Source organism: Azonexus caeni, assembly GCF_048146105.1.
Classification (GTDB): Bacteria; Pseudomonadota; Gammaproteobacteria; order Burkholderiales; family Rhodocyclaceae; genus Azonexus; species Azonexus aromaticus_B.
On record NZ_JBKJAD010000001.1, the window covers coordinates 151,512 to 169,758 of the forward strand.

At 67.0% G+C, this 18,247-nt stretch carries 9 protein-coding genes; 8 read left to right on the forward strand and 1 reads right to left on the reverse strand.

Annotated elements, in window-relative coordinates:
* Positions 1–66 precede the first annotated feature (66 nt).
* Both ACLIIZ_RS00680 and ACLIIZ_RS00685 read left to right on the forward strand, forming a co-directional pair.
* Entirely contained in the window at positions 67–3,504 is a 3,438-nt protein-coding gene (locus ACLIIZ_RS00680; RefSeq protein WP_416690230.1) for an ATP-binding protein, read from the forward strand.
* Positions 3,505–3,669: 165 nt separating this feature from the next.
* Positions 3,670–6,114, forward strand: a complete 2,445-nt coding sequence (locus ACLIIZ_RS00685) for a putative bifunctional diguanylate cyclase/phosphodiesterase (RefSeq protein ID WP_416690231.1) — start codon at positions 3,670–3,672, stop codon at positions 6,112–6,114.
* Between the two features lie 9 nt (positions 6,115–6,123).
* Here ACLIIZ_RS00685 and ACLIIZ_RS00690 read toward each other — a convergent pair whose 3' ends face one another.
* Positions 6,124–7,746 carry an ABC-F family ATPase gene (locus ACLIIZ_RS00690; RefSeq protein ID WP_416690232.1) on the reverse strand — a complete coding sequence of 541 codons (1,623 nt, stop codon included), beginning with the start codon at positions 7,744–7,746 and terminating at the stop codon, positions 6,124–6,126.
* 143 nt (positions 7,747–7,889) lie between these two features.
* Here ACLIIZ_RS00690 and gshA point away from each other — a divergent pair, with 143 nt between their 5' ends.
* The 6 genes from gshA (at position 7,890) to ACLIIZ_RS00720 (ending at position 18,245) form a co-directional block, all read left to right on the forward strand.
* Complete coding sequence (gshA, locus tag ACLIIZ_RS00695; RefSeq protein WP_416690233.1) at positions 7,890–9,185, forward strand: glutamate--cysteine ligase; 1,296 nt, start codon at positions 7,890–7,892, stop codon at positions 9,183–9,185.
* 5 nt (positions 9,186–9,190) lie between these two features.
* Positions 9,191–10,210, forward strand: coding sequence for a glutathione synthase (gene gshB, locus ACLIIZ_RS00700; RefSeq protein WP_416690235.1), 1,020 nt, complete (start codon positions 9,191–9,193; stop codon positions 10,208–10,210).
* On the forward strand, positions 10,195–11,223 hold the full coding sequence (locus ACLIIZ_RS00705; RefSeq protein ID WP_416690237.1) for an FAD:protein FMN transferase: 1,029 nt from the start codon (positions 10,195–10,197) through the stop codon (positions 11,221–11,223). Before gshB ends, ACLIIZ_RS00705 begins: the two co-directional genes overlap by 16 nt.
* A gap of 96 nt (positions 11,224–11,319) precedes the next feature.
* Complete coding sequence (locus tag ACLIIZ_RS00710) at positions 11,320–15,600, forward strand: response regulator (RefSeq protein ID WP_416690238.1); 4,281 nt, start codon at positions 11,320–11,322, stop codon at positions 15,598–15,600.
* A gap of 11 nt (positions 15,601–15,611) precedes the next feature.
* The gene (locus ACLIIZ_RS00715) at positions 15,612–16,706 is read left to right on the forward strand and encodes an HD domain-containing phosphohydrolase (RefSeq protein WP_416690239.1); all 1,095 of its coding nucleotides are present in this window, start codon (positions 15,612–15,614) and stop codon (positions 16,704–16,706) included.
* Between the two features lie 90 nt (positions 16,707–16,796).
* Positions 16,797–18,245 (forward strand): type VI secretion system contractile sheath domain-containing protein, encoded by a 1,449-nt coding sequence (locus ACLIIZ_RS00720; protein WP_416690240.1) that lies wholly within the window; start codon positions 16,797–16,799, stop codon positions 18,243–18,245.
* Positions 18,246–18,247 lie beyond the last annotated feature (2 nt).

Below are 18,247 nucleotides of genomic sequence, written 5' to 3' on the forward strand. Positions count from 1 at the left end.
AGTTGCTTGCCGGGGACGAATCCCGGAACATGGCCGCATGAAATCATCCCTGTGCGGCAAGCAAGCATGCCCTCCCTGCGTTCCCTGAACAGCGCCACCTGGCTACGGGTACTGCCCATCCTCCTCGGCGGCTGGCTGCTGGCTGGCGCCATCGAGCACCTCAACCAGCGCCAGGGCGAACGGACGGCCATGCGCGCCACCGAACTGCGCCTGCAGGGCGCCGCGTCGCGCCTGGAAAAAACGCTCAAGCAGATGCTGCAGGTCAATTACGACTTCGCCGCCGCGCTGCCCGCCGACTACAGCATCGACGAAGCCCGCCTGCGGCCGCTCGCCGAAAGGCTGGTTGCCAGCCACCCACGCTTGATCAACATCACGCTGTCGCGCCAGATGGAAGTCGTCTTCGTCCATCCCTTTGCCGGCAACGAAGCCGTTTTCGGCATGAACTACGCCAACCGGCCGTACGTCATGACCGGCGTCGAGCGGGCGATGGCGACCCGCGATACGGTTCTCACCGGGCCGGTCAAACTGGTCCAGAACCAGCGCCTCGGGCTGGTCGGCCGCACCCCCGTCTATTTCGCTGCGGGCGACGGCAAGGCGCAGGTATTCCAGGGCATCGTCTCCTGCGCCATCGATTTCGAGGGCGTCCTTGCCGATGCCGGCCTGCTCGGCGCCACGCCGAGCTTCTCCCTCGCCATCCGCGGCCGCGACGGCAGCGGCGCCCAAGGCGCCCCCTTCTTTGGCGATCCGGCACTGTTCAAGCAGCCACATGTGGCGATCGACCTCGACCTGCCAGGCGGCCAGTGGCGACTCGCCGCGGTGCCGACAAACGAGGCCAGCCCGCTGCGCAACTGGACGATACGCGGCATCATTGCCCTGCTCACGCTGCTCCTTGCCGTCCGCGCCGGTGCCGGCGCCGGCAATCTGACCGGAATCGCCATCCGGCTGCCGGGAAAGCGCCAGATCGGCCTGCGCGGCTTCCTGCTCGGCGCCCTCTTCCTGGTCCTCCTGCCGATCATCGGCATCAGCGGCTGGATCGCCTACCGCAATGCCGGCGACGCCGCCGACCAGTTCACCCGGACCGCTGCGGGAAGTCTGAGTCAGCGCGCCCACAACCGCGTCAGCAACTTCTTCGATGTCCCCCGACGGGTCGTCGCCTTCAACGTCGAGCGAGCCCGCGCCGGGCTCCTCGACACCAACGACAGGCCACGGATGATGCAGGACTTCCTCCTGCAGATCCGGCAACAACCCCTGCTCACCTTCATCTCCGCCGGCATGCCGGATGGCGAATACTACGCCGGCAGCCGGCCACCGCTCGGCAACGACAAGGGCCTGCGCCTGCTTTATGCGCGTCTTGCCGAACAACGCGTCATGCAGATTTATCGCGTAGACGACGCCGCCCGCCGCACCTCGCTGGTCGGCTACGGCAACGACGAATTCGACGCCCGCACCCGTCCCTGGTACATCGCCGCCCGCGATTCGGGGCGCATGGCCTGGTACCCACCCTACCGCTACACCATCAACGACCAGCAGGGTGCCTACGACACCATGGGCATCGGCATGTCGGCACCGCTCTACGATCCAGCCGGCCGCTTCATCGGCGTCACCAGCGCCGATGTCGCACTCTCCCAGCTCTCCACCCTGCTTCGTGAATTGACCGACGAAAGCGGTGGCATTGCCTTCCTCGCCGATAGCGAAAACCGCTTGCTCGCCAGCTCGACGCCGGCTGCCATCCTCGACTCGGGCCAGCGCTTCCGCCTCGCCGAAAGTGGCGACCCCCTGTTGCAGGCAGCCGGTGCGCTGATGCAGCCCGACGGTGGCGCCGAGGGTTCGCGCTTCTTCGCCGACGAAGGCGCCCGCCATCTGCTCGAATGGCACACCATCGCCCTGGAAAACGGCCCCGCCCTGAGCATCGGCGTGATCCTGCCGCAATCGCGTTTCGACGTGCTGACCGCCGGCATGCTGCGCAACCTCGCCTACCTCGCCCTGGTCATCGGCGTCTTCGGCATCGTCGTCGGGCTGCTCGCCACCGACTGGGTTTCCCGCCCGCTCGCCCGCCTCGCCCGCAAGGCCTCGCGCATGGCCGCCGGCGACTGGCAGACGGTAATAGCGCCGGAAACGCCGATCCGCGAAGTCCGCACGCTGTCCTCGGCGCTCGCCGACATGGCCCGTCAGTTGCAGCGCCACACCGAACACCTCGAACGCCAGGCCGCCGAACTGCGCAGCGGCAACGAACGCCTGCAGGCCGAGGTTGCCGAGCGGATGAAATCGGAAGCGCGCATCCAGGCGCTCAACGTCGACCTCGAGATCGCCAACCAGACCCTGCTCCTCGCCAAGGAAGCCGCCGACTCGGCAAACAAGGCCAAATCGGCCTTCCTCGCCAACATGAGCCACGAACTGCGCACCCCGATGCACGGCATCATGGGCATGGTTTCGTTGGTCCGCGCCCGGGTCAGCGAGCCCAAGCTGCAACACCAGCTCGACCGCGCCATGGAAGCCGCCAGCCGGCTGCTGCTGATCCTCAACGAAATCCTCGACCTGTCCAAGATCGAAGCCGACCGGCTGACCCTCGACCGGGTCGAATTCAAGCTGGCGCCGGTACTCGACAACGTCGCCGCACTGCTCGCCAACAAGGCCGCGGACAAGGGCCTCCGTCTCGAAATCCGGCCGCTGCCCGCCAACGGCGGGCAGACCTTCGTCGGCGACGCGCTGCGCCTCGGCCAGGTCCTCATCAACCTGGTCGGCAACGCGGTCAAATTCACTGAACGCGGCTCCATTGACCTTGCCGTCGACATCGTCGCCGAAAGCGCCGACGACGCCCTGCTCCGCTTTACCATCCGCGACTCCGGCATCGGCATCGCCCCCGAAGACCAGCGGCGCCTGTTCAACGCCTTCGAACAGGCCGACAGTTCGACTACCCGCAAATACGGCGGCACCGGTCTCGGCCTCGCCATCTGCAAGCGGCTGGTCGCCATGATGGGCGGCGACATCGGCGTCGACAGCCAGCCCGGCGTCGGCAGCACCTTCTGGTTCACCCTCCGCCTCGGGCGGACGGCGCATGAACCGCCAGCACTGCCAGCCACGGCCGACGACCACGAAATCCGCCTGCGCCAGCAGCATGCCGGTGCCCGCATCCTGCTCGCCGAGGACGAACCGATCAATCAGGAAGTCACCCGGGAACTGCTCGAACAGGTCGCCCTCGTCGTCGACCTCGCGGAAAACGGCGAAATGGCGGTCAGCATGGCCGGCGAACAACAATACGACCTGATCCTGATGGACATGCAGATGCCGCTACTGAACGGCCTCGACGCCACCCGGGCGATCCGCGCCGGCGGCCCCAACCGGAACACACCGATCCTCGCGATGACCGCCAACGCCTTCAGCGAAGACCGCCAGCGCTGCCTGGACGCCGGCATGAACGAGCACCTCGGCAAACCAGTCGACCCCGAGCAGCTCTACCTGCTCCTGCTGCGCTGCCTGGAGGCCGGCAAGCAGGCTGCGAACTGAATCATCAAGGCATCCCCAACAACGTCCCGATGGCGAAACACGGGGCGAGCGGGTATCGTTGATGAAAAGTCTGCAGCCGCCATATCGCGCTAGCCGGAGATGCGATCACAAGCAGGGGCCTGGCCCACTTGGGGCGTCAGACACAAAGGAGACCGGGAGCGAGAGATGACGGGAAAAGAAAAATCCGCTGCCTGGCGGCGCTGGCTGAAGGCCTGCCTGTTGCAGTTCGCGCTGCTTGCCGGGCTGGTTGCGGCCCAGGAATCGCCCCGGGTTCTCGTCCTCCTCTCCTACCACCATGGCTACACCTGGGAAGACCGCATCCTCGACGGTTTCGAGGAGTGGGGTGGCGTCGCGGCCGGTCGCCCGGTGCTGTACATCGAATGGATGGATACCAAGCGCCATCCGGACCCGGCAGCACGCCAACGATTTGCCGCTTACCTGAAGGAAAAATATGCCGGGCGGCGCTTCGATCTGCTGGTCGCCGTCGATGACAACGCGCTGGAATTCGCCGTCGGGCACGCGATGTTTGCCGGCGTACCTATCGTCTTTGCCGGCATCAACAACGACCCGCGCCAACTCATCGGCGAACGCGCCGGCGTCACCGGCGTCGCCGAACGTTTCGATCTCACACGCACCCTGCAACTGGCCCAGCGCCTGCACCCCGAAGTCAAACGGCTGGTATTCCTGACTGCCGCCGACGAATCCGGTGCTGGCATGCGAAAACATATCGCCGAGGCACTGGCGAATCTGGGCACGGAAATCAACGTCGAGCACTGGATAACACAGAATCTGGCCGTAGCCGACGGACGCCTGCCGCTGCTCGGTGCTGATAGCTTGTTGTTCGCCCTTGGGCCCCAACCCCAGATTGCCGGCGGACGCCCCTTGGGCCCCGAGGACCTGGTCGCCCATGTCCATTCGCGGACCAGCCGCCCGGTCTATTCCGACCTCGACGCCACCGTCGGGCGCGGCGCCCTGGGCGGCTACATGAACAGCGGCCTGGAGAACGGTCGCCTGCTGGCACGGATGGCGCAGCGCGTGCTCGCCGGCGAACGCCCGGAAGACATCCCGATCGTCTATGAAACGCCGCAAGCCCTGATTTTCGACTACCGCGAACTGCAGCGTTTCGGTATTACCGAAAGCGAGCTGCCACCGGGCAGCCAACTGCGCCACCGGCCACCATCGATCTTCGACCCGGAATACCGCAGCGCCCTGCTCGGCTTCACCGCCATCGTCGGCGCGCTGCTCCTGGTGCTCGCCGGCGTGCTGATCCGTGGCCGCATTCTCGCCTCGCGCCATGCCGCCCTGCACTACCAGGCCACCCACGACGACCTGACCGGTCTGCCCAACCGTGCCTGGCTCAACGAACAGCTCCTGCACGGGAAATGGGGGGCCGGGCGCAGCGTCGCCCTGGTCATGGCGGACATCAACCGCTTCCAGTTGATCAACGACACTTACGGGCACTCCTTCGGCGACGAGGTCGTCTCCTGCGTCGCCGAGCGCCTGGCCGGCATCCAGGATGGTCAGACCCAGCTCATCCGCTTCAGCGGCGACGCTTTCGTCATCCTGCGCCGACTCACCGATGCGCAGCAACTGGAAACCCTGTGCGCCCAATGCCAGCGTATCCTGAGCGAGCCGTTTCACGTTGCCGGGCACCGCCTTTCGGTATCGGCGGCCTTCGGCGTGACCCTGGGCGCCCCCGGCGAAATCGACCGCGACCGCCTGTTGCGCGAGGCGGACACGGCGATGCACGAAGCCAAGCGCGAGCGCGGCAACCAAGTGGTACGCTTCGACCGCGACATCCACGAACGTGCGCTGCGCCAGTTCCGCCTTGAGGCCTGGCTGCCGAATGCGGTCGCCAACGGCGAGATCCAGGTCTTCTTCCAGCCCATCGTCGAAAACGGTAATGGCAGCATCGCCGGCTTCGAGGCCCTGGCGCGCTGGCAGCACCCCGAGCTGGGCTGGGTGCCGCCGCCCGAATTCATTCGCGCCGCCATCGAAACCGGCTGCATCCGCGACCTGACGCTGGGCATGCTGCGTGCCGCCAGCCGGGCCTTCATGCCCTATCTGGAAGCGGCTTCCCGTCCCTACCTAGGGGTTAACGTCTCGGTCAGCGACATCAATGCCGAGGACTTTCCCGAACGCGTTGCCGCCATCCTGGCCGAGGAAGGCATGCCGGCCGAACGGCTGATCCTGGAAGTCACCGAAGACATGCTACTCGGCGACAGCGGCAACGTCGCCCAGGTGCTGGGACGCCTGCGGGCGCTCGGACTGCGTATCGCCATCGACGATTTCGGCACCGGCTATTCGTCGATGAGCTACCTCTCCAGCTTCATGGTGAACATCATCAAGATCGACCAGTCCTTCATCCGCAACCTGATCGACAGCTCGTCGGACCAGAAGATCGTTCGCGCGATCGTGTCGATGGCAGCCGATCTGGAACTGAGCGTCGTCACCGAAGGCGTTGAAACCCCCGAGCAGAAAGAACTGCTACGCCAGATGGGCTGCCGCCTGCTGCAGGGTTACCTGTTCGGCCGACCGCAACCGGCACATAGCTGGCTGGGCGAAAAGGGATTGGACCTGGAAGCTTTCCAGCCCTTCCCCGCCACCTAGCCGGCCAGCTTATTCAAGGCCGAGCGAAGCTAGGTAATCCTCGTAGCCGCCGAGGTAATCGACGATCCGGCCGTCGCCCTTGACTTCCAGCACGCGGGTGGCGAGCGAGGAGACGAATTCACGGTCGTGCGAGACGAAGACCAGGGTGCCGTTGAACTTTTCCAGGCCGCTGTTGAGCGCCTCGATCGACTCCATGTCGAGGTGGTTGGTCGGTTCGTCGAGCACCAGCACGTTCGGCTTCTGCAGCATCAAGCGGCCGAACAGCATGCGGCCCTGTTCACCGCCGGAGATGACGTTGACGGCTTTCTTCTGTTCGTCGCCGGAGAAGAGCAGGCGGCCGAGGGTGCCGCGGACCAGGGTTTCCAGGTCGCCGCCTTCGTCGATCGAGGCGCGGGCATAGCCGACGATCCAGTCGGTCAGGCTCTGGCCGCCGGCGAATTCGGCGCTGTGGTCCTGCGCGTAGTAGCCGAGTTTGGCCTTTTCCGCCCATTTCAGCGTGCCGTACTGCGGCTGCAGTTCGCCCATCAGCAGCTTGAGGAAGGTTGTCTTGCCGACGCCGTTCTCGCCGATCACGGCAATCTTCTCGCCACCGTTGATGGTCAGCGTCAGGTTGTCGACGATCTTGCGCGCGCTGCCTTCATAGGCAAACGTCAGGTTCTCGATTTCGACCGCCTGGCGGTGCAGCTTCTGCTTCTCGTCGTAGTCGAAGCGAATCCACGGGTACTGGCGCGACGACGGCTTGACGTCTTCCGGCTTCAGCTTGTCGATCAGTTTCAGACGGCTGGTCGCCTGCTTGGCCTTGGAGGCGTTGGCCGAGAAACGGCGGACGAAGGTCTGCAGTTCGGCGATCCGTTCCTTGGCCTTGGCATTGGCGCTCGACTGGCGCTCGCGCGCCTGCTGCGCGGCTTCCATGAAGTCGTCGTAGTTGCCGGCGTAGGTGGTGATCTTGCCGTAATCGAGGTCGGCCATGTGGGTGCAAACTTGGTTCAGGAAGTGGCGATCGTGCGAGATGATGATCATCGTCGAATCGCGGTTGTTGAGCACGTCCTCCAGCCAGCGGATGGTGTTGATGTCGAGGTTGTTGGTCGGCTCGTCGAGCAGCAGGATGTCCGGGTTGGCAAACAGCGCCTGGCAGAGCAGCACGCGCAGCTTCCAGCCGGGGGCAACTTCGCTCATCGGGCCGTTGTGCTGGCTGGTCGGAATGCCGACGCCGAGCAACAGCTCGCCGGCGCGCGATTCGGCGGTGTAGCCGTCGTATTCGCCGACCTTGCCTTCCAGCTCGGCGGCGCGCATGTAGTCGTCCTCGGTCGCCTCCGGGTTGGCGTAGATCGCGTCGCGTTCCTGGATCGCGCTCCACAACTCCTCGTGGCCCATCATGACCACGTCGAGGACGCGCATCTCTTCGTAGGCGAACTGGTCCTGACGCAGGTAGGCCATGCGCTCGTTGACGTCCTTGGAGACGTTGCCGGCCGACGGTTCCAGCGCCCCGCACAGGATCTTCATGAAGGTCGACTTGCCGGCGCCGTTGGCGCCGATCAGGCCGTAGCGATAGCCTTCGCCGAACTTGACGTTGACGTTTTCAAAGAGGGGCTTGGCCCCGAATTGCATGGTGATGTTGGCAGCGACGAGCACGACGGTTCCGATCCGGCAAGTATTTCAATAAAGGCGGGATTTTACCCTTTTTGCGCGGCTGGCCGCGGCCGCCGGCCCCATTTTGTGCACCGCGGTGTAACATCGCGGCCGACAATAATGCGCCAGAACCCAGGAGACAGCCCATGGTCCCCCATCTCACCACGGCCCTGAGCGGCCCGCTGCTAGAACTGGAACACCGCTTCCTCGAAGCCAGTCCGCAGATCGAACAGTGGCTGCGCGCCCAGTGGCAGGAATCGACGCCGCCCTTCTATTCGTCGGTCGACCTGCGCAACTCCGGCTTCAAGCTGGCGCCGGTCGATACCAACCTGTTCCCGGGCGGCTTCAACAACCTCAACCCGGCCTTCCTGCCGCTCTGCGTGCAGGCGGCGATGAGCGCGATCGAGAAGTTCTGTCCGGAAGCCAAGCGCCTGCTGCTGATCCCGGAAAACCACACGCGCAACCAGTTCTACCTGCAGAACGTCGCCCAGATCGCCGCCGTCCTCAAGCAGACCGGGCTGGAAGTACGGATCGGCTCGCTGATCCCCGACCTCGCCGGACCGACCCCGGTCGACTTGACCAACGGTCAGCAACTGCTGCTCGAACCGCTGCGCCGCGACGGCAACCGGATCGGCGTCGCCGGCTTCGAGCCCTGCGCGATCCTGCTCAACAACGACCTCTCGGCCGGCATTCCCGAGATCCTCAGCGACCTCGACGAGCAGTACGTGCTGCCGCCGCTGCACGCCGGCTGGGCGGTGCGCCGCAAGTCCAACCATTTCGCCGCCTACGACCAGGTCGCCAACGATTTCGCCAGCGCCATCGGCATCGACCCCTGGCGCATCAACCCGGCCTTCTCGGTCTGCCGCTCGATCAACTTCCACGAGCGTCAGGGCGAGGAATGCCTGGTCGCCAACGTCAGCGCAGTGCTCGACCTGGTGCGCGAGAAGTACCGCGAATACGGCATCGCCGAGACCCCCTACGTGGTCGTCAAGGCCGACGCCGGTACCTACGGCATGGGCGTCATGACGGTGCGCGACGCCGACGAGCTGATCGCCCTCAACCGCAAGCAGCGCAACAAGATGAGCGTGGTCAAGGAAGGCCTGGAAGTGTCCGAGGTGCTGATCCAGGAAGGCGTGCATTCCTTCGAGACGGTCAAGGACGCGGTCGCCGAGCCGGTCGTCTACATGATCGACCGCTATGTCGTCGGCGGCTTCTACCGCGTGCACACCGGTCGCGGCAAGGACGAGAACCTCAACGCGCCGGGCATGCATTTCGAGCCGCTGGCCTTCGAAACCGGCTGCAACCTGCCCGACTACCGCTGCGGCAACCCCGACTCGCCGCCCAACCGCTTCTACGCCTACGGCGTCGTCGCCCGCCTGGCCTGTCTCGCCGCTGCCGTCGAACTCGAACGGACGGCACCGCCGGTCGACCTCCCGGCCTGACGCCGATGACCCAGCAGCTGCACTTCGAACGGCATCTGCTTGGCGGCAGCGAAAGGCCGCTGCGACTGGCCTTCATCATCGATCCGCTGGATCGCCTGAAGGCCTGGAAGGACTCCTCGGTGGCGCTGATGCGGGCGGCGCAGAGCCATGGTCACGACGTCTTCGCCATCGAGGCGCCGACGCTCGGCTGGCGCAAGCCGGAGGCCGACCATCCGGGCGGCAGCTTCGGCGAGGCGATCCACCTCCATCTGCGTCCCGACGACCATGACTGGTACCGCGAGACGCAGCGCGAATGGCTGCCGCTGAAGGCCTTCGACGCCGTGCTGATGCGCAAGGACCCACCGGTCGATGGCGAATACCTCGCCGCCTGCAGCCTGCTCGAACGCGCCGAAGCCGACGGCGTGCGCGTCTTCAACCGGCCGCGGGCACTGCGCGAGCATCTTGCCAAGCTGGCGATCCTCGAATTCCCGCAGTTCATCCCGTCCACCAAGGTCAGCCGCGACCTCGGCCGCCTGCAGCAATTCATCGACGAACAGCGCGACGTGATCGTCAAGCCGCTCGACAGCAACAGCGGCAGCCGCATCTTCCGCCTGCACCGCAACGACCCCAACCGCAACGTCATCCTCGAGACGCTGACCGGCAACGGCCGCCATACCGTGATGGCGCAGCAGTACCTGCAAGCCATCGCCCAGGGCGACAAGCGCATCCTGCTCATCGCCGGCAAGGCGGTGCCCTGGTGCCTGGCGCGCATTCCCAAAGCCGGCGAGACGCGCGGCAACCTGAGCGCCGGCGGCACCGGCGTCGTCCAGGAACTCACCCCCGGCGAACGCCACATCGCCGAAGCCCTCGGCCCGCTGCTGCTCAAGCGCGGCCTGCTGCTGGTCGGTCTCGACCTGATCGGCGAGCGGCTCACCGGGATCAACGTCACCAGCCCCACCGGCATGGTCGAAATCCGCCAGCAGAGCGGCTTCGACGCCGCCGGTGCGACCATCACCGCAATCGAACACGCATGCGCCGTCTCCTGATCCTCCTTGTCGCCACCCTCGTCGCCGCCTGCGGCAAGGCCCCGCTGCAGGAGCAGCAGGCCTACGTCTTCGGGACCCGGGTCGAGGTCGTCGTCGTCGGCGAAAACCCGGATCTCGGCCGCCAGGCGATCGCCGCCGTGCTGCGCGAATTCGACCGCATGCACCGGACCTACCACGCCTGGCAGCCGTCGGAACTGACCGCCGTGAACGAAGCCATCGCCGCCGGCCGGAAGGCCACGGTGACGCCGGAAATGGCCGCTTTCATGGGCGAGGCGCAGGCGCTCTCGGCGCAGGGCGACCACCTGTTCGACCCCGGCATCGGCGCCTTGATCAAGCTCTGGGGCTTCCACGCCGACGAATTCGTCGCCCGCCTGCCCGAGCCGCAGGCGCTCGCCGACTGGCTCAAGGAAAAGCCATCGATCGCCGACCTGGTCATCGACGGGACCACGGTTTCCAGCCGCAAGCGCGCCCTGGCACTGGATTTCGGCGGCTACCTGAAGGGCGTCGCGCTCGACCGCGCCGCCGCCATCCTGCGCAGCCAGGGGATCAACAACGCGCTGATCAACATCGGCGGCAACGTCATGGCGCTCGGCAGCAAGGAAGGCCGCAAGTGGCGGGTCGGCATCCAGCACCCGCGCCAGCCCGGCCCGCTGGCCACCGTGCAGCTCGACGACGGCGAGGCGATCGGCACTTCCGGCGACTACCAGCGCTATTTCGAACTCGACGGCCGCCGCTACTCGCACCTGATCGACCCGCGCACCGCCACCCCGGTCGACCACACGCAGGCGGTCACCGTCCTCATCCCGGCCGGGCCGAAAGCCGGCACGCTGTCGGATGCCGCATCGAAGCCGATCTTCATCGCCGGCCCGGAGCACTGGCGGGCGATGGCCGACCAGATGGGCACGCCGCTCGTCCTGCGCGTCGCCGCCGATGGCCGCATCTCCGTCACCGCCGCCCTCGACCGTCGCCTCGAATATCTCGGCGACCGCGCAAATATCCGCGTTGTGCCTTGATCGCCCCGACCCGCTTGGCTATGCTGGCGGGGAGCTGCCGCAAGCAGAACGGCCGGGCACCAGCCATCGAACAAAAGCAGGTCGGGGGAAAACGCCGTGGGCGAGATTTCTTTACGAAAATCGGGCTTCGCCCACAGCCTGGTGCTACGCACCGGGCTGCTCATCCTGCTTGCCCTGGCCGCCTTCACCGTCGGCATCGTCCGCCTGATCGGCGAACCGACCATCGACCGGCTGGCCAACTCACAACTGCACCTCGCCGCCGAGCAGCTGGAAGCGCGCTACACCCGCCTCCTTGATTCAGTCGAGATTGCCCTGCGCAACAGCCATGCCTGGGGCGCCAACGGTAGTTTCGACCACGGCGACCTGCTGCGCTTCAACGAATTCTTCTTCCCGGTGCTGGCCAACAACACCGAAATCAACTCGGTGATCTACGCCCACGAATCGGGACGCGAGTTCTTCCTGCTGCTCGACAAGGATGGCGGCTGGACCAACCGCATCAGCTTCCCGGCCGAATGGGGCCGGGTCAGCTACTGGATCACCTGGGACGCCGAGCGCCGCATCACCGGCGTCAGCGTCCGCGAAAGCGACTACGACCCGCGCCAGCGCCCCTGGTTCAAGGGCGCCATGGCGCTCACCGACAACCGGCAGATCCACTGGACGCAGCCCTACATCTTCTTCACCAACAAGGCGCCCGGGCTGACCGCGGCGATGCGCTGGCGCGGACGCGACGGCAGCTACCACGTGATCGCCCACGACGTCCGCCTGCGCGACATCGCCCAGGCGACCACCGGCAAGACCATCGGTCGCGACGGCCAGGCCAGCCTGCTGCTCGACGACGGCCGCCTGCTGGCGCCGCCCGGCCTGCCGCGTTTCGCCAGCCCGGAAGCGGGCCAGCAGGCGATGCTGAAGAGTGCCGAGGAACTCGAACTCGGCGAACTTGCCCAGGCTCGCCGCCAGTGGCTGGACAACCCCATGCCGGCGACCGGCATCGACCGCGTCGACCGTCCCGACGGCCGCTGGTACAGCCTGTTCCGCCAACTTGACGCCGGTCGCACCGGGATCTGGCTGGCGCTGCTCGCGCCGCACCGCGATTTCGTGCCGGTTTCCGGCAACGACCTGCTGGTGCTTGCCGCCATCCTGCTCGCCGCGCTCGGCCTGGGCGTCGCCGTCGCCGTCCGCATGGCCCGCCAGTTCGGCGAACCGCTCGCCGAACTGACCGAGGAAAGCCACCGCATTGGCCGCCTCGACCTCGACACGCCGGTGATCGCCACCGCGCCCTGGCAGGAGGTGCAGGAACTCGCCGGCGCCCTGGAAAACATGCGCCAGCAACTGCAGGGCGGCCGCCAGGCCATGCAGGACATCAACGCCGACCTCGAGCATACGGTGGCCATGCGTACCGGCGCCCTGCGCCAGAGCCAGGAAGCCCTGCGCCAGCGCGAAGCCTTCTTCCGCGCCGTCTTCGACAACGCAGCGGTCGGCATCGTCAACCTGGAACCCGACGGCCAGCCGAAAGAGATCAACCGCGCCTTCGCCAGCTTTATCGCCCGCAGCGAAGACAGCCTGCGCCAGGAACACGGCCTCTGCCTGGCAGAAGCCGACAACGAACGCATGCAGCAGATGCTCAGGCGGGTCGCCGATGGCGAGGCGAACCTGCGCAACGAACTGGAGTTCATCGACGCCGACGGCAACCGTCGCTGGGGCGACGTCCAGGTCAGCGCCATGCGCGACGATCAGGGCAAGCTCACCTCGCTGCTGCTCACCGTTCTCGACATTTCCGACCGCCGCGAGATCGAGCGCGAGCTGATCCGCCAGTTCGCCTTCCTGCGCGCCCTCCTTGACACCATTCCCAATCCGATCTTCTACAAGGGTGAACACACCCGCTTCCTCGGCTGCAACCGCGCCTACGAGGAGTTCTTCGGCATCGACCGCGGCCATTTCATCGGCAAGCGCGTCCTTGACCTCGACTACCTGCCGGAAGACGAGCGCCGCGCCTACCAGGAAGAGGATGAACGGGTGATCGCCGAATGCAGCCGCCACAGCCGCGTCGTCACCATGCGCCGCGCCGACGGCAGCCTGCGCGACACGCTCTACGCGGTGAGCGGCTTCCGCTCGCCGGACGGAGCACCGGGCGGGCTGATCGGCGTCATCGTCGACATCACCGCCCAGAAGGATGCCGAGCGCGAGGCGGAGAAAGCGCGCGCCGCCGCCGAATCCGCAGCCGCCGCCAAGGCCGATTTCCTGGCCAACATGAGCCACGAAATCCGCACCCCGATGAACGCCATCATCGGCATGACCCACCTGGCGCTGCAGACGCCTCTCGACGTCCGCCAGCGCAACTACCTGAACAAGGTCGACGCCGCCGCCAAGGGCCTGCTCGGCATCATCAATGACATCCTCGACCTGTCGAAGATCGAGGCCGGCATGATGCGCTTCGAGCGCACGCCGTTCAGCCTCGACGCGACGCTGCAGCACCTCGGCGACCTGAGCGCGCTGCGCGCCCGCGAGCGCGGGCTGGAACTGCTCTTCGACCTCGCTCCCGACGTTCCCGACCGTCTGCTCGGCGACCCGCTGCGCCTCGGCCAGGTGCTGCTCAACCTGGTCGGCAACGCCATCAAGTTCACCGAAAAAGGCGAGGTCCGGGTCGAGGTCCGCCTGCTCGAAGCCGACGCCGACAAGGCGCGCATCCGCTTCGAAGTGCGCGACACCGGCATCGGCATGACGCCGGAACAACTGGCCAGCCTGTTCACCGCCTTCACCCAGGCCGACAGCTCGACCACTCGCAAGTACGGCGGCACCGGCCTCGGCCTGTCGATCTGCAAACGCATCGTCGACCAGCTCGGCGGCCGCATCGGCGCCAGCAGCGAGCCCGGCGTCGGCAGCAGCTTCGTCTTCGAACTACCCTTCGAGCTCGCCAGCCGCGAAGCGGAAACGCCGCGCCGCCTGGGGCTGCCCGAACACCTGCGGACCCTGGTCGTCGACGACAGCCCCGGCGCCCGCGAGATCTTCGCCCACATGCTGGCCGGGCTCGGCATCGAAAGCCGCGCCGTCGGCAGCGGCAACGACGCCCTGGTCGAACTGCAGAGCGCAAACAATGCCGGCCAGCCCTACCAGTTGCTGCTGCTCGACTGGAAGATGCCGGGCATGGACGGCGCCGAACTGCTCGCCGCCGTGCGCCGCGACTTCCCAGGTGCACAGGCGCCGGCGGTGGTGATGATCACCGCCTTCGACCAGGACGAATTGCACGAACTGCTCGAACCGTACAGTGTCAGCGCCATCCTCGGCAAACCGGTGACGCCGTCGTCGCTGTTCGACAGCATCATGCTCGCCCTGCACCGCGCGCCCAGCGTCCCCGAAGCGCCGACCAACGTCGCAGCCAGCACCATTCCGAGCGGGCGTCATGTGCTGCTGGTCGAGGACAACGAAGTCAATCGGGAACTGGCCGAGGAGATGCTGCGCAACTTCGGACTGGTCGTCAGTACCGCCGAAAACGGCGCGATCGCCGTCGAGCGCGTGCGCGACGGCGCTTTCGACCTGGTCCTGATGGACTGCCAGATGCCGGTCATGGACGGCTACGAGGCCACCCGGCGCATCCGCGAGGATCTCGGGCGCGAGGACCTGCCGGTGATCGCCATGACCGCCAACGCGCTCGCCCCCGACCGCGAGCGCTGTCTGGCCGCCGGCATGGACGACCACGTCGCCAAGCCGATCGACGTCGCCCATCTCCAGGCCACCCTCGCCCACTGGCTGAACGGCCTGCCGGCGCAGCCGATCGTCTCCGCCGGCGCCGCCGCAGCGAGCGCTGCCGGCGAACTTGACGAGGAAACGGCCATCGCCCGCCTGGGCGGCAACCGCCAACTCTACCAGCGCCTGCTCAAGCGCTTCGGCGAAGACCAGGCCGATTTCCCGGAACGCCTGCACACTGCCCGCGCCGAGCACGACGATGCCCAGGCGATCCTCCACGTCCATACCCTGCGCGGCCTTGCCGGCAACATCGGCGCCAGCCACCTGGTCAGCCTCGCCGCCGAACTCGAACATTGCCTGCGCCAGACGCCGGAAGACGGCAACCGCATCGACAGCCTGGTCGTCCGCCTGCTCGACGCGCTGGCCGCGGTCCTTGCCGCGACCGGCGGCGCTGCCGAAGCCGCCGCCCCGGTCAGCCGGCAGATGCCGCTGCCAGTGGAAAGCCTGAGCCAGCTACGGCAATTGCTGGCCGACGACGATGCCGCCGCCGTGCGCGTCTTCGAGGACATCGAAGACGCCTTGCGGCAGCGCCTCGACGCCAGTGCTTTCGATCCGCTGGCCCGCGCCATCGCCACCTACGATTTCGAAACCGCCATCGACATCCTCGACCGGATCGCCGATACCCTTCGCCAGTGAGTCCAGCCACCATGGTTCCCCTGCTGCCCAAGCAAAGCATCCTCGTCGTCGATGACACGCCGGAAAACATTGACGTGCTGCGCAACGTCCTGGCCGCGGACTATCGGCTGCGGGTCGCCACCAGTGGCGAGAAGGCGCTGAAGATCATCTACTCCGACGAACCGCCCGATCTGATCCTGCTCGACATCATGATGCCCGGCCTCTCCGGCCTGGAAATCTGCCGCCGCCTCAAGGCCAACCCGGACCGCCGGCGCATCCCGGTGATCTTCGTCACCGCGATGAGCAGCATCGAGGACGAGGAGCGCGGCCTGGCACTCGGCGCCGTCGACTACATCACCAAGCCGATCAGCCCGCCGATCGTCAAGGCGCGCGTCCGTACCCACCTCGCCCTCTACGACCAGGCGCGCGAACTCGAACGGATGGTCCGCCAGCGCACCCAGGAACTGCTCACCACGCGCCAGCAGATCATCCGCCGCCTCGGCCGCGCCGCCGAATTCAAGGACAACGAGACCGGCAACCACGTCCTGCGCATGAGCCACTACGCCCGCCTGATCGGCGAAGCCCACGGCCTCGGCGCGGAAGCCGCCGGCATCATCTTCCAGACGGCGCCGATGCACGACATCGGCAAGATCGGCATCCCCGACGCCATCCTGTTGAAGCCCGGCAAGCTCGACGCCGAGGAATGGAAGATCATGCACCAGCATCCGGTGATGGGCGCCGAGATCATCGGCAAGCACGACAACGAACTGCTCGAAACCGCCCGCGTCATCGCCCTCAGCCATCACGAGAAGTGGGACGGCAGCGGCTACCCGCTCGGTTTGCGTGGCACCGACATCCCGCTCGCAGGGCGTATCGTCGCCATCGCCGACGTCTTCGACGCGCTGGTCTCGGTCCGTCCCTACAAACCCGCCTTCCCGCTCGACGAGGCGCTGCGCCTGATGGAACAGCAGACCGGCAACCACTTCGACCCGCAGTTGATGCAGGCCTTCCGCCAGGCCCTGCCCGACATCCTGCGCATCCGCGAAATCTACGCCGACGAGAACGGCGCCCTGACCGACCTCGAATTCCATATCCAGGAAATCTACGACCAGCGCAACGATCCCTGAGACGACGACGCCAGCCCGTCGATTCCGCGAGCATATCCGGGGCAAGCTCGGGTACAGTAACGACCTTGGCAAAACCCTCGGGAGAACAAGGTGAGTGGCACACTGGAATTCGAATTCCGTTTCGGCAAAACGAAGCCGGGGGCACGTCCCCGACCGTCGTTCCGCATCCTGGTGCTGGCCGACCTGGCCGGTGCAGCGGCCCGGCGTCAGCCGCTGGCGCAGCGCTTGCCGCAGATGGTGGACATCGACAACCTGGCGGCGACGCTGGCCGCCTTCGCCCCGACCCTGACGCTGACTGCCAGCGACGACCGCGCCGCGCCGGCCGGCACCCTGCGCTTTGGCCGCCTCGACGACTTCCATCCCGACGCCATCTACGGCACACCGGCCTTTGCCGCGCTGCGCGCCAGCCGCGACGCCCTCGCCGACCCGCAACGCAGCGCGATGACCGCCGCCGACCTCGGTCTCTCGATCGAAGCACCGGCGCGCCCGGAAAGCGACACCGACACCCTGAACCGCCTGCTCGGCGGCAGCGCCGCGCACGCCCGGCCGGTCACCGCCGACATCGTCAATCGCCTGGTGCGCGACGTCGTCGCCAAGCACGTCAGCAGCGACGACCGGGCGCTAAGCCAGCGCGCGCTGGCCGAATTCGACCAGCGCATCGCCCGGCACATGCGCGCTATCCTGCGTCACCCGGATTTCCGCCGCCTCGAATCGGCGTGGCGCGGCATCTCGCATCTGGTCAGCGAACTGTCCGGCGACGACGGGATTCAGGTCGATCTGCTCGATCTTTCGCGCGACGAACTGCAGGCCGACCTGCTCGCCGGCGGCAACGGCCTGCGCGCCGCGCTCGCCGATAGCGTCGGCGAGGACGGCCCGCTGTCGCTGCTCGTCGCCGATTTTTCCTTCACCGCCGAAGCGGCCGATCTCGACACGCTCGACGCGCTGGCCCGCCTGGCGATGGCCGCCGACGCTCCCTGCCTGGCCGCAGCGAGCCCCGCGCTGCTCGGCTGCGCCTCGGTCGAAGAACTCGCCGACCCCGCGCAATGGCAGCCGCTACCGGCGCCACTCGCCGAACGCTGGCAGGCGCTGCGCCGCAGCCAGGCCGCCGCCTGGCTGGGCCTGACGCTGCCGCGCCTGCTCGGCCGCCTGCCCTACGGCCGCAACACCGACCCGGTCAGCGCCTTTGCCTTCGAGGAACTGGCCGATGGCGCGGCGCACGAGGATTTCGCCTGGGAAAACCCGGTCTACGCGCAAGCCCGCCTGCTCGGCGAGGCCTACGCCGAGGACGGCGAGGCGATGGATATCTCGGCTTACGTGGAAATCGATGCGCTGCCCAGCTACATCGTCCGCGACGCGCGCGGCGACGCCCGCCAGCAACCCGGCGCCGAAGTCCTGCTCGGTGAAACGGCGGCGATCGCCATGCTGGCGCGCGGCCTGATGCCGCTGCTCAGCTACCGCAACCGCGACGCGGCGCGCCTCCTGCGCTGGCAATCGGTGGCCTCGCCGGCGCGGCCGCTGGCCGGCGTCTTCGCCAGCTGAGC

Coding starts and splice junctions, on each gene's coding strand:
- ACLIIZ_RS00680 (WP_416690230.1), top strand. CDS start 67: ATGCCCTCCCTGCGTTCCCTGAACAGCGCCACCTGGCTACGGGTACTG.
- ACLIIZ_RS00685 (WP_416690231.1), top strand. CDS start 3,670: ATGACGGGAAAAGAAAAATCCGCTGCCTGGCGGCGCTGGCTGAAGGCC.
- gshA (WP_416690233.1), top strand. CDS start 7,890: ATGGTCCCCCATCTCACCACGGCCCTGAGCGGCCCGCTGCTAGAACTG.
- gshB (WP_416690235.1), top strand. CDS start 9,191: ATGACCCAGCAGCTGCACTTCGAACGGCATCTGCTTGGCGGCAGCGAA.
- ACLIIZ_RS00705 (WP_416690237.1), top strand. CDS start 10,195: ATGCGCCGTCTCCTGATCCTCCTTGTCGCCACCCTCGTCGCCGCCTGC.
- ACLIIZ_RS00715 (WP_416690239.1), top strand. CDS start 15,612: ATGGTTCCCCTGCTGCCCAAGCAAAGCATCCTCGTCGTCGATGACACG.